General features: G+C 67.0%; 11 protein-coding genes. 5 read left to right on the top strand and 6 right to left on the bottom strand.

What is annotated here, in order from left to right; translation table 11 throughout:
- Positions 1-53: 53 nt before the first annotated feature.
- Positions 54-866 carry an enoyl-CoA hydratase/isomerase family protein gene (locus VGG53_RS11610; protein WP_331518204.1) on the bottom strand — a complete coding sequence of 271 codons (813 nt, stop codon included), beginning with the start codon at positions 864-866 and terminating at the stop codon, positions 54-56.
- 114 nt (positions 867-980) lie between these two features.
- On the opposite strand from VGG53_RS11610, the gene hemE reads away from it, so the two are divergent.
- Both hemE and VGG53_RS11600 read left to right on the top strand, forming a co-directional pair.
- Entirely contained in the window at positions 981-2030 is a 1050-nt protein-coding gene (gene hemE, locus VGG53_RS11605; RefSeq protein ID WP_331518203.1) for a uroporphyrinogen decarboxylase, read from the top strand.
- Entirely contained in the window at positions 2027-3400 is a 1374-nt protein-coding gene (locus VGG53_RS11600; RefSeq protein WP_331518202.1) for a protoporphyrinogen oxidase, read from the top strand. Before hemE ends, VGG53_RS11600 begins: the two co-directional genes overlap by 4 nt.
- Positions 3401-3441: 41 nt before the next feature.
- Here the strand turns inward: VGG53_RS11600 and VGG53_RS11595 are convergent, their stop codons facing one another.
- Complete coding sequence (locus VGG53_RS11595) at positions 3442-4632, bottom strand: transposase (protein ID WP_331518201.1); 1191 nt, start codon at positions 4630-4632, stop codon at positions 3442-3444.
- A 146-nt stretch (positions 4633-4778) separates the two neighbouring features.
- Between VGG53_RS11595 and hemQ the strand changes: the two genes are divergently transcribed.
- Both hemQ and VGG53_RS11585 read left to right on the top strand, forming a co-directional pair.
- On the top strand, positions 4779-5474 hold the full coding sequence (gene hemQ, locus VGG53_RS11590; protein ID WP_331518200.1) for a hydrogen peroxide-dependent heme synthase: 696 nt from the start codon (positions 4779-4781) through the stop codon (positions 5472-5474).
- A 24-nt stretch (positions 5475-5498) separates the two neighbouring features.
- Entirely contained in the window at positions 5499-6251 is a 753-nt protein-coding gene (locus tag VGG53_RS11585) for a class I SAM-dependent methyltransferase (RefSeq protein WP_331518199.1), read from the top strand.
- On the opposite strand, the gene VGG53_RS11580 is transcribed toward VGG53_RS11585, so the two are convergent.
- Entirely contained in the window at positions 6248-7798 is a 1551-nt protein-coding gene (locus VGG53_RS11580; protein ID WP_331518198.1) for an FAD-dependent monooxygenase, read from the bottom strand. The two genes, VGG53_RS11585 and VGG53_RS11580, sit on opposite strands and share 4 nt — an antisense overlap.
- A 73-nt stretch (positions 7799-7871) precedes the next feature.
- Between VGG53_RS11580 and VGG53_RS11575 the strand changes: the two genes are divergently transcribed.
- Positions 7872-8504 (top strand): TetR/AcrR family transcriptional regulator, encoded by a 633-nt coding sequence (locus VGG53_RS11575; protein ID WP_331518197.1) that lies wholly within the window; start codon positions 7872-7874, stop codon positions 8502-8504.
- Here the strand turns inward: VGG53_RS11575 and msrB are convergent.
- From msrB to VGG53_RS11560, 3 genes are all read right to left on the bottom strand, one after another.
- Complete coding sequence (msrB, locus tag VGG53_RS11570) at positions 8456-8869, bottom strand: peptide-methionine (R)-S-oxide reductase MsrB (RefSeq protein ID WP_331518196.1); 414 nt, start codon at positions 8867-8869, stop codon at positions 8456-8458. The genes VGG53_RS11575 and msrB overlap by 49 nt on opposite strands.
- The gene (gene aftC / locus VGG53_RS11565; protein ID WP_331518195.1) at positions 8866-10164 is read right to left on the bottom strand and encodes an arabinofuranan 3-O-arabinosyltransferase; all 1299 of its coding nucleotides are present in this window, start codon (positions 10162-10164) and stop codon (positions 8866-8868) included. The genes msrB and aftC overlap by 4 nt, the downstream gene beginning before the upstream one ends.
- A 91-nt stretch (positions 10165-10255) precedes the next feature.
- Complete coding sequence (locus VGG53_RS11560) at positions 10256-11824, bottom strand: alpha/beta fold hydrolase (RefSeq protein ID WP_414688949.1); 1569 nt, start codon at positions 11822-11824, stop codon at positions 10256-10258.

The raw sequence follows: 11824 nt of genomic DNA, 5'->3' as shown, positions 1-11824 counted from the left end.
TTCGGTCGCCGGGGTCCAATGACGACGGGTTGACGCCTGGCGGTCATGTCGCCCTAGTCGGCGGTGAAACGCGCCGGCCGCTTCTCGCGGTGGGCCGCCAGGCCCTCCCGCACGTCCGGCCCATCGAAGGCCAAAAATTCCAGGCCAAGCGATGTTTCGAAGGCCGGTGCGGCCATCCGGTACCAGTGGTTGAGGCTGTGTTTGGTGAACCGGATCGCCGCCTGGGCGCCCTGCGCCAGCTCCGTCGCGATGCGCGTCGCGGTGGTCAGCACCTCGTCGTCGTCCACACAGAGGGAGACCAGCCCGATGCGTTCGGCTTCGGCGCCGGACAGCGGCGCGCAGGTGAGCAGGTAGTACTTGGCCTTGGCCATCCCGACCAGCAGCGGCCAGCAGATGGCGGCGTGATCGCCGGCGGCGACCCCCAGCTTGGTGTGGCCGTCGATGATCTTCGCGGTGCGCCCGGCCACCGAAACGTCGGCCAGCAGCGCCACGACCAGGCCCGCGCCGACCGCCGCGCCGTTGATCGCCGAGATCACCGGTTTGTCGAAGTTGACCAGGTTGAGCACCAGGTCACGGGCCTCGCGCATGATGCGCATCCGGTCGTCGAACTCGCCCATGGTTTCCTGGATCAGGTCGAAGCTGCCACCCGAGGAGAAGGCCTTGCCTTCGCCGCGGACCAGCACCGCGCGCACGTCGGGGTCGCGACCGATCGCCGGCCAGACGTCGGCGAGGTCGCGGTGCATCTGCGGTCCCACGGAATTGAGTCCGGGCGCGTCGAGAATCAGGTTCAGCACGCCGTGCGCAGCGCGTTCGATTCGCAGACTTGGGAATTCGTCGTAACTGACTTCTGGGTGGCGAACTGGCATCCCGGCTCCTGACCACTGGCTCGCGGACATTGACGTCGACGACGACGTTACGCACGGGCCGGGGCGCTGCCCGCCGCACCCGTCAATCGGCCGCCCGTGGCAGCATTGGACCTGATGAGTGACCGTCGCACGCTTCCCGAATCGCCGTACTTGGCAGCGGCCGCCGGCCGCAAACCGAACCGGGTGCCGGTGTGGTTCATGCGCCAGGCCGGCCGGTCGCTGCCGGAATACCGCGCGCTGCGGACACAGCACAGCATGATGGCGGCCTGTTTCGACGCCGAGCTGATCGCCGAGATCACGCTGCAACCGGTCCGCCGGCATGACGTCGACGCCGCAATCCTGTTCTCCGACATCGTGGTTCCGTTGCGCGGTGCCGGCGTCGACGTGGACATCGTCGCCGACGTCGGCCCGGTGATCGCCGCGCCGGTACGCACCGCCGCCGATGTCGAGGTCCTGCAGCCGCTCGACGCCCAAGGGGTGCAGCCCGTGTCGGACGCGGTTTCGCTGCTGGTACGTGAGCTGAGCGATGTTCCGCTGATCGGTTTTGCCGGCGCACCGTTCACGCTGGCGTCCTACCTGGTCGAGGGTGGCCCGAGCCGCCACCACACCCGGACCAAGGCGATGATGCTGGCCGAACCGGCCTGCTGGCATGCGCTGATGGCGAAGTTGACCGAGCTGACCATAGGTTTCCTGCGGGTGCAGCTCGACGCCGGGGTGGATGCGATTCAGGTATTCGATTCGTGGGCCGGTGTGCTGTCGCTGGCCGATTACCGCCGCTACGTGCTGCCGCACAGTTCGCGGGTGTTCGACACGCTGGCCGACCGCGGTGTGCCGATGACGCACTTCGGGGTCGGCACCGCCGAGCTGCTGGGCGCCATGTCGACGGCCGGCGCGACGGTAGTCGGCGTCGATTGGCGGACCTCCCTCGTCGACGCCGCGTCCCGGGTGGAGGCCGGTAAGGCGTTGCAGGGCAACCTCGATCCGGCAGTGCTGCTGGCGGGCTGGCCGACGGTCGAGCAAGCCGCACGCGCGGTGGTCGACGACGGACGGCGTGCCGTGGACGCCGGCGCGGCCGGGCACATCTTCAACCTCGGCCACGGGGTGCTGCCGGAGACCGATCCCGCGATACTCACCGACCTGGTATCGCTGATCCACTCGCTATGACGTCCGTCCCGCGCTCGTATTGTGTTGTCGGCGGCGGAATTTCGGGCCTGACCGCGGCGTACCGGCTGCGGCTGGCGGCCGGTGACGATGCCGGCATCACCCTCTTCGATCCCGCTGACCGGCTTGGCGGCGTGCTGCGCACCGAACTGGTCGGCGGAGTTGCTACCGATGTCGGCGCCGAGGCGTTCGTGGTACGCCGGCCCGAGGTACCCGCGCTGCTGGCCGAGTTGGGTCTGGCCGATCGCCAGCTCGCCACCACCGGGGCCCGTCCGCTGATCTACAGCCAGGATCGGCTGCATCCGCTGCCGGCCGGAACGCTCAATGGCATTCCGTCGTCGGCGGAGTCGATGGCCGGTCTGGTCGACGAGGCCGCCCTCGCCCGTATCGCCGCCGAACCGGAGCGACCGCTGCGCTGGCAGCCCGGCGACGATCCCGCGGTGGCCGGGCTGGTCGCCGACCGGTTCGGCGAGCAGGTGGTGGCCCGGTCGGTGGACCCGATGCTGGGGGGGGTCTACGCGGGCTCGGCGGCGACGATCGGCGTTCGCTCGGCTGCCCCGACGTTGGCCGCTGCTCTCGACGCCGGCGCCGCCCACCTGACCGACGCTGTGCGCCAAGCGTTGCCGCCCGTGACCACCGGCCCGGTGTTCGGCGCGGTGGCCGGTGGCTACGCCGCGCTGCTCGGCGAGCTGGTCCGCCGCAGCCGGCTGGACTGGGTGCAGGCCCCTGTGCAGGCGGTCGAGGCCGCCGAACGGGGATGGGTGTTGCGCGACGACGCTGGCGGTCACTGGCGCGCCGACGCCGTGATCCTGGCCGTCCCGGCTCCGCGCCTGGTCGGGCTGGTCGAGGCCATCGCGCCGCGCACCGCCGCCGCAACCGCGCGCATCGTCAACGCTTCTTCGGTGGTGGTAGCGCTGGCGGTGCCCGGCGACACCCCGTTCCCGGAGAATTCCGGTGTCCTGGTGGCCAGCGGAGAACGGTTGCGCGCCAAGGCAATCACGTTGTCGTCACGCAAATGGGGACGCCGCGGCGAGGTGGAGTCGCTGCGGTTGTCGTTCGGACGGCTCGGCGACGACCGTGCTGCAACCGCGTCCAACGCCGAGCTGCTGGCCTGGGCAACGCAGGATTTGGCCACCGTGTTCGGCGTGGCCGTCGATCCGGTGGACGCCCATGTGCAGCGCTGGCCCGATGCGATGCCGCAGTACGGGCCCGGCCACCGCGACCTGGTCACCGAGCTGCGGGCCGGTCTGCCGCCGACGCTGGCGGTCGCGGGCGGTTACCTCGACGGGATCGGGGTGCCGGCGTGCATCGGCGCCGCCGGGCGGGCCGCCGCCGACGCCGTCCGTGCGGTCGAAACACCCGTGGCACGATAGATCCCGTGACTTCTCTGACAGCCGAAGCCGGCAGCTTCTTTTCATGCCGCTTGGGCATGATGGGCCAGTCCGGCCCGCAGGATGTTGCGTGCGGCGTGTCCGTCTGCCGGCGCGGTATGACCGCAGCGTTGGCAGGCGAATTCCGCTTGCGTGACGCGGTTCGCCCGCGCTGCGTGCCCACAGGCTTCGCAGCGGTCGGAGGTGTGCCGGGGGTCGACCTCAATCCAAGCCCGCCCAGCCTCTTCCGCTTTGGCGCGCAGTATCGAGACGAACTGACCCCAGCCAGCGTCACTGATCGATCGATTGAGCCCGGACTTCGCCCGAGCACCATTGGGCAGGTAGTGCCCCGGGTTGGCGGGATCCGCGACGGGCTTGGCCCGGCGCAGCATGTTCGCGATCTTCAAGTCCTCCACGACGATCAGGTCGTATCGGACGGCGAGCTCGCGGGCTTGCTTGTGATGAAAGTCCTTGCGCTGGTTGGCGATCTTGCGATGGCGAGCGGCGACGGTTGCCCGTTTGGCCGCACGATTCCTGCCACCACGGCGGGCCCGAGCGAGCCGCTGCTGGGCTGCGGCCAGCCGAGCCGCGGAGGCGCGCGCCCAGCGCGGATTGTCGACGTGCTCGCCGTCGCTGGTGGTAGCAAAACTCACGATGCCGACATCAACGCCGAGCGGACCGCCGGTCACAGGCAGCGGATTGGCAGGAACGTCATCGCAGGACAGCACCAGCATCCAGCGTCGCCCTTGTCGCCTGATCTGGATCGTCTTCACCCGGCCCGCCACCTCACGGTGCAGATCAACCTTGACCTGGCCGATGCCCTGCAGATACACCCGCCGCTGCTCGGGCAGCCAGCGGGCGCCATCACCGTCTTTGGGCCACTCCACACTGTCGAAGCGGCCAGCACCTTTGAAGCGGGGATACCCTGGCTTCACGCCGGCTTTCGCTGTCTTCACCCGGCGAAAGAACCCGGCGAAAGCCTTGTTGAGCCGCCGCAGCGTCGCTTGCTGACTGGAGAACGACCACACCGCTTGATCCGGGCGCACCGCTCGCATCCCCGTCAGCTCCGCCGACTGATCCCCATAGCGGATCCGCGTCTTACTGGGGTGCGACCATCCATCCCTGCGCTCCTGCAACGCCGCGTTGTAAAGCTCGCGGTGGGCGTTCACACACACCGCCAACGCCACATGCTGGCGGGCGGTGGGCCGCAACCGAAACACGTACGCCCGCCTCACAACAGATCCACCCCGATACCAGGAAAGCGACGGCTGAACATGACCGCCCCCTATTCAACGACACCGACAAAACCCGCCAGGCCACGCTGTTCACTGGCCCCGATTCCCTCGACAACTAAAGTCGCCGGTCCCCTCGGGGCGCACTGATGGCACGCCTGGACTACGACACCCTCAACGCCAGCGTTCGCTACCTGATGTTCTCGGTGTTCTCTGTCCGCCCTGGGGCACTGGGCGAGAAGCGGGACGCCGTCGTCGACGAAACCGCGACCTTCTTCAAGCAGCGCGAAGAACACGGGGTCGTGGTGCGTGGTCTTTATGACGTCGCCGGCCTGCGGGCAGACGCCGACTTCATGATCTGGACTCACGCCGAACGCGTGGAGGCGCTGCAAGCCAGCTACGAGGACTTCCGGCGGACCACGACGCTGGGCCGCGCGTCGACGCCGGTGTGGAGCAGTGTCGCGCTGCACCGGCCGGCCGAATTCAACAAGAGCCACATCCCGGCGTTTTTGGCCGGCGAGGAACCGGGCGCCTACATCTGCGTCTACCCGTTCGTGCGGTCCTACGAGTGGTATCTGCTGCCCGACGAGGAGCGTCGGCGCATGCTCGCCGAGCACGGTATGGCAGCCCGCGAGTACAAGGATGTGCGCGCGAACACCGTGCCGGCCTTTGCGCTCGGCGACTACGAATGGCTGTTGGCGTTCGAGGCGCCGGAGTTGCACCGCATCGTCGACCTGATGCGGGAGCTGCGTGCCACCGACGCTCGCCGACACACGCGTGAAGAGACACCGTTCTTCACCGGGCCGCGGGTGCCCGTTGAACAGCTGGTGAACTCGCTACCCTGAACCCAGCAGCAGAGGGGGAAATGCATGACAACGCAATTCGATCCGACCGACCCCACCCGCTTCGAGGAGATGTACCGCGATCAGCGGGTCTCGCACGGCCTGCCGGCCGCGACGCCGTGGGATATCGGTGGTCCGCAGCCGGTGGTGCAGCAACTGGTCGCGCTGGGTGCGATCAAGGGGGAGGTCCTCGATCCGGGCACCGGCCCCGGCCATCACGCCATCTACTACGCGTCGAAAGGCTACTCCGCCACCGGGATTGACGGCTCGGAGGGTGCGCTGGAACGGGCCCGGGACAATGCGCGCAGGGCCGGGGTCTCGGTGAACTTTCAGTTGGCCGATGCAACGAAGCTCGACGGCCTGGAGAGCCACTTCGACACGGTTGTGGATTGCGCGTTCTACCATACCTTTTCGACCGATCCGGAACTGCAGAGGTCCTATGCCAGGGCTCTGCACCGGGCCACCAAGCCCGGAGCGCGGCTGTACATGTTCGAATTCGGCACCGGCAATGTCAACGGGTTTTACATGCCGCGATCGTTGTCCGAGGACGATTTCCGGCAGGTACTTCCCGACGCCGGCTGGAAGATCACTTATCTGGGGCCGACCACGTATCAGGTCAACATGAGCTCAGAGAACTTCGACCGGATGCTCGCGCGCGCTCCCGAACTGGCAGAACAAGTTAAGCCGGTGGCCGAAAGGTTCCGGACGATCGAGCCGTGGCTGACCGGTGGCCGCGCGCACGCCCCGTTCTGGGAAGTTCACGCCACTCGCGTGGATTAGGCGCCGGGAATCCGGGCGACACGACGCAGCGCATGGATCAGGTCAGCCGACGGGTCGGCGGGCATGGTGATCCAACGCGTGGCGATGTATCCGTCGGGCCGTACCAGGCTGGCGCCCCCAGGTCCGACGCCGTAGGCATCCTGAAAAGCCGTCGGCCCCAATACCTCTGACGCATCGAGGTGAATGAACGCCACTGCGATGCGCAGCTGTTCTGCCGCGGCGTCCGCGGCGTCGGTCCAGCTGTCGTCCTGTGACAGCAGCACCCAGCCGCGCTGAAACAGGTCGAGCGTCGACACGCTGCTACGCAGCGCCAGATGCGGTGCCCGGGTCCCGGGCTGTCCGGCCCATTCGTCGGGACGCTGTGCAGGAGATGACTCATCCGAGGCGCCTAACACCGCCGACGAGCGATAGAGCTGGCCGAGTTCCATGGCGATGTCGTCGATGACGTCGACGTCACCGGCCGGCGCGTCAACGCGGGCTTTGTAATCGGCGCGGGCGAAGATCTGGTCATGGCGCAGCCAGGCGATCGGGCGGCGTTCGTCTTCGTAGGTGTCGAGCAGCATCGGCGCGGACTTGCCGCTGAGCACAGCAGCCAACTTCCAGGCCAGGTTGTGTGCATCTTCGATGCCCGTGTTGGCGCCGTAACCGCCTCGGTTGGGCGGCAATTGGTGTGCGGCGTCTCCGGCCAGGAAGATCCGGCCGGAGCGGAAGCGGTCAGCGACGAGCGCTGCAAGCTCCCAACGACCGGTAGTGATCAGCTCGACCGGCACGTCGGGTATACCCACCACTTGACGTATCACCGTCCGCTGCTGATCTGGGTCACGATCGACGTCATCGCTGAGCATCAGCACCCATCGTCCGTCGGAATAGGTGGTGAGGAACGCTGCGAAACCGGGCTGCTCGATTTCGAACTGCACGACGCCGCGTTCCAGATAGTGATCGATCGGTGCCCGGAACAAGATGCTGCGCTGAATCAACAGCAGCCCTTGACCTCTGCGGCCGATGTTCAAAGCGTCGCGTATCTGGCTGCGGGCGCCGTCGGCGGCGACGATGTACTGCGCCCGCAGCAGGTAGCCGGCGCCCTCGCGCGGTTGCAGCGCGACGGACACCCCGTCGTCATCCTGGGTGAAGTCAGTCATGTCGGTGCTGAGCCGGAGGTCGGCACCCAGTGCGACGGCCCGGTCGCGCAGGATGGGCTCGAGGCGATCTTGCGCGATGGCCGTGGCCCGCTCAGGCGAGTATTCGTAGCGCGGCTCGCCGGTATGTGCCGTCCACGGGTACTCGTCGATCCAGGTGCCCGCGAGGCTTTCCACCCGGGCTCGCCGCGGCGGACCATGACCTTGGGCGGTGGCCGGAAGAGCGACACCCGCGGCGCGAAACAATTCCAGGGTCCGCGTGGTGTAGCCGATCGCGCGCGGGTGCGCCGAGCTGCTCGCGTGCTTTTCCACGACGGTGACGGGCACGCCGTGGCCGGCCAGGAACACCGCCGCGGACAACCCCACCAGGCTGCCGCCGACTACCAGCACCGGGATGTCTTCGGTGGCCATATCGTGACCAAATCACAAGTAGTTTAAATAGACAAGTCGCTAAAATTATTGAGTGAATCGCTATCATGGCCGCATGGTTTCCGAAGCCCGTGGGCGTCGAGAACGGAAGAACGCGCAGACGCGCGCGGCGTTGGCCGACGTTGCGCTGCGGCTATTTCTCCAGAAGGGCTACGACGCGGTCAGCGTCAAGGAGATCGCCGACGCCGTCGACATCTCGGTCCCGACCGTGTTCAACCACGTGCCCGACGGAAAAGAAGCCTTGATCTTCGACGATGGTACCGAGCGGCGGGAGGGTCTGCTTGCCGCCGTAGGTGACCGGGCCGCCGGGCAGTCGGTGATGGCCGCTTTACGGGGATTTATCTCGGGCCGTGGGCCTTTCGTCGCTGAACCGACGGAAGAGTTTCGACGACGCACCGAACTGATCATGAAAACCCCTGCGCTGCATGGCTACTCGCGAAAACTCTGGATTCGCTGCGAAGAACCGCTGGCCGCGGCGATCGCCACCGAAATCGGCAGACCGTCCGACGACCTGACCGCCCGCGCCGTTGCCCGCTATGTGCTCGAAATTCCCCAATTCGTCGGCGACGCCGACGATCCGCTGCTCGCACTGCACACCGTGTTCGACCTCCTCGAACACGGTCTGGCCAGCGCGGTCGCTCAGGGGCCGGCCGGTACCAAGCGCAGCGAGATCGAGTTGATGCAGTAGCGCTGGTCGGTCGGCGTCGGATAGCCCTCGCCTTCGAAGACGTGGCCGAGATGGCTGTGGCAGTTGGCGCACAGCACCTCGATGCGGGTTTGGCCCAGTGAGTGGTCGGGGCGCAGGATCACCGCGTCGGAATCGGCTGGGTCGAAGAAAGACGGCCAGCCGCAATGGGATTCGAACTTCTCGGAGCTGCGGAACAGTTCGGCGCCGCAGGCCCGGCACTGGTACACGCCTTCGGTCTTGGTGTCGGTGTATTCACCGACGAATGGTCGCTCAGTGCCGGCCCGGCGCAGCACGTCGAACTCCTGCGGGTTGAGCCTTTGACGCCATTCGTCGTCGGATAGTTGCAGCTTGGCCTGGGGAGTCATGCTTCCACGCTAGCGCCAATGGCGGTGACCCGCTGCGCCCAGACCGGGTCGATCCCGTCGTCCAAGCGGTTTCCCGCCTTGGCGTCCAGGTAGCGGAAGTAGAGGACGGTGAACACCACGATCATCAGCAGCGACCAGCCGTAGGTGATCTTCAGGTACTCCAGCGGCCTGCCGACGTACATCCAGTTGAACAGCAGCCAGCGGTCCATGGTCAGGAATCCGTAGATGCCCAGCCATGCCGGCCAGTTGCGGATCACCGAATTGGGCAGCACCACCGTCATCAGGAACGGGAACAGCATCATCGAGTAGTAGCCCTGGGCCAACGACAGCACCAACCAGGACCACAGCAGCAGCACGCCCGACGATGTGGTGAACCAGAACAGCGGGTCGCGGGTGCGGTAGTAACGATAGAGCAGCCATAAGCTGCCAATTGCCAGCAGTGTGAACAGGATTCGCAGCAACGCGATCAGCCCGAACGGCAGGCCGAAGTACACCCCGTTGCCTTCGATCGAGCTGTTGAAGTAGTCACGAACGCCCAACATGTAGGGCAGCGTGCGGGTCAGGAAGTCCTCCGGATGGACGACCAGCGGTAGCGCGGCGAGGTTGAACACCAGCGGCACCACGACGGCGGCCAGCACCGCGCGCCATTGACGGTTCAGTAATGGCAGCAAGAGCAGCGGTCCCAGCACCGGCTTGACCACCAGCGCCAGACCGATCGCAATCCCGGCCCACCACTGTGGCCCCGCCCGGCCGTCCAACAGCCAGCGCAGGAACAACACCTCTAGCAGTAGGATCACGCCGTTGATGTTTGTGAAAACCAGTGTGTTGGTGACGGATTCGGTGCAGAACATCGCCAGCAGCAGCGCCGGGGCCGCTACCGAGCTCAGGCTGAATTTGAACATCTTCAGCAGCACGTATGCCGCCAGCACGATGGCGGCGCTGTTGATGGCGATGAACAGGTAACGCGACTCCGCGAACGGCAGATAGCCGAACGGCGCCATGATCAGCGTGCCGCCCGGCGGATAGAGATAATGCGGGTCGACGTAGTCGAAATGCTCGTTGTAGATGTCCCAGCCGTGCCGGAAGTTCAGCACCGCACGATAAACCGGCTTGAAATCGTCGGTGATGTTGCCGTTGGTGGTCACCACGATGGTGCGGTGGATCACCGCCAGGATGGCTACCGGCCACAGCACCGACCGCAATACTCGCGCGGTGCTCGGTGCGGCGGTGCGGGGAGCGAACGCGGTATGCGCCCACTCGCGCAGACCGCCGCGAGGGGATTCAACAGAAGTCATGAGCGCCGCTCCTCGTGCCCCTCTTCGATGGCACTGCTCTGGTTATCGTCGTCGGCGCGCGTCACGAGCGCACCCTATACGGGCCGAAGAGTCAGGCAGGACAGTAGGTGTCGGTGGCGGGCAAGTTGCCGCTGTCGAGGTAGCCGATCAGCGGTGGAACCGCGCACGACGAGTAGATGCTGGCGCCGTGGCCGATGCCCTGCCACACCACCCGCTTGCTGGCCGCGGTCGCGTTGATGATGGTCGCAGCGGTGGCCGACACGCCTTCTGAGCCGACGATCGGATCGTTCTGCACACCCATGAGAAGCACGTTGACCTTGAGGATTTTCGGCGGCTGCGGCGGCGCCGTGCTGGGCCAGGAGACGCACTTGACCAGATTGAGCGCGCCGACGGTGCCGAACTGTGGATAGAGCTTTGCCCAGGCAACCACCAATTCGCGGATCCGGTCGGGCGTGGGCCGGTTGACCGCATCACTGCAGGAGTTGACGAACTGCCCATCGGTGCCCGTTGCGCCCTGGGCCCGGTTGATCAGGCTGGTCAGCAGGTTGGTGTCGCCGGAACGCGCTCCGGCCAACGCGGTGGCCACGTCATTGGTGGTGCTGACCCGGTCACCGGCGGGGAAACCGAGCGCGGTGTTGATGGCGCTGGCGATGGTGGCCACCGACGCACCCGCCGGGCCGTGGCCGGCATGGGCGTCGGCGAGCAGCGCGCTCACGGCACCTTTCGGGTCCGGGCCCAGCGCGCAGTTCACCGCCGAGCACTGCGCAGCGAATGCGTCCAGCGCCGCCTGCTGGCCTTTGACCTTCTGCTCGGCCGCAGCTTCGGCGCCCACCCCCAACGCCACTGGGGAGTCGAGTATCAGCCGGGCGACCCGGTCCGGGTGTGCGCTGGCGTATGACAGCGCCACCTGGGCGCCGTTTCCGATGCCGATCAGCGCCAGCGCCGGCACGTCCCAGATGCTGCGGAGACGCTCGATGTCGGTAGCGGCATGGGTGTTGTCGTAGGCGGAGTCACCGGGCGCGATGGTGTCGGTGCAACTGGTGGTGGCGTTTTGCACGATGTCCGCGAGATTGGCGACCGGGTCGTTGCCCGCTTCGAACTGCGCCTGGTCCTGGATCTCCTGGCGATCGAACTGGTCAAGGCAGTCGACCGGGCTCGAGGAACCCATCCCGCGCCGGTCGACGGCGACGATCGGGTGACTGCGCAGCACGTCGGCGCCCGCGCGTGCCAACCAGACCGGCAGTTGCAGCGAGGACGGCAGGTCCGAACCCGTGGTGAAGACCAGCGGACCGGCATCGCCGGGGGTCTGGGGCGAACGCGCGCGCACCACACCGATGCTCAGCGTCCCGGCACCACCGTTGACCGGGTCGAGATCGGCGTCGTAGCTCGCGCATTCCAGCTTCACGCCCACCGGCGCAGGGACCGCGGCGTCACCGAATCCTCGCGACGTGCAGTCGTGCCACGGCAAATCGTTCTTCGGCTTGGCGATCGGCGGTGGGCCGTTGGGCGCCGTTGTCTTGGTTGCCTTTCCCTGCGGCCGGGCGCCGGCGTTGGTGGCGAAACGCGGGTTGGCGGCCAGTCCAGGTGCGCAGCCCACCAGCAACGCCGCCACCACGATCAGTGACGTGGTGGCTGCGGCGCGCGGGCTCATGCCGACCAC

Origin of the sequence: Mycobacterium sp., assembly GCF_036490025.1 — a bacterium.
GTDB lineage: Bacteria > Actinomycetota > Actinomycetes > Mycobacteriales > Mycobacteriaceae > Mycobacterium.
Note: the sequence above shows the minus strand (reverse complement) of the source record. Positions and strands in the feature narration are given on the sequence as shown.

Coding starts and splice junctions, on each gene's coding strand:
- VGG53_RS11610 (WP_331518204.1), bottom strand. CDS start 866: ATGCCAGTTCGCCACCCAGAAGTCAGTTACGACGAATTCCCAAGTCTG.
- hemE (WP_331518203.1), top strand. CDS start 981: ATGAGTGACCGTCGCACGCTTCCCGAATCGCCGTACTTGGCAGCGGCC.
- VGG53_RS11600 (WP_331518202.1), top strand. CDS start 2,027: ATGACGTCCGTCCCGCGCTCGTATTGTGTTGTCGGCGGCGGAATTTCG.
- hemQ (WP_331518200.1), top strand. CDS start 4,779: ATGGCACGCCTGGACTACGACACCCTCAACGCCAGCGTTCGCTACCTG.
- VGG53_RS11585 (WP_331518199.1), top strand. CDS start 5,499: ATGACAACGCAATTCGATCCGACCGACCCCACCCGCTTCGAGGAGATG.
- VGG53_RS11580 (WP_331518198.1), bottom strand. CDS start 7,798: ATGGCCACCGAAGACATCCCGGTGCTGGTAGTCGGCGGCAGCCTGGTG.
- VGG53_RS11575 (WP_331518197.1), top strand. CDS start 7,872: ATGGTTTCCGAAGCCCGTGGGCGTCGAGAACGGAAGAACGCGCAGACG.
- msrB (WP_331518196.1), bottom strand. CDS start 8,869: ATGACTCCCCAGGCCAAGCTGCAACTATCCGACGACGAATGGCGTCAA.
- aftC (WP_331518195.1), bottom strand. CDS start 10,164: ATGACTTCTGTTGAATCCCCTCGCGGCGGTCTGCGCGAGTGGGCGCAT.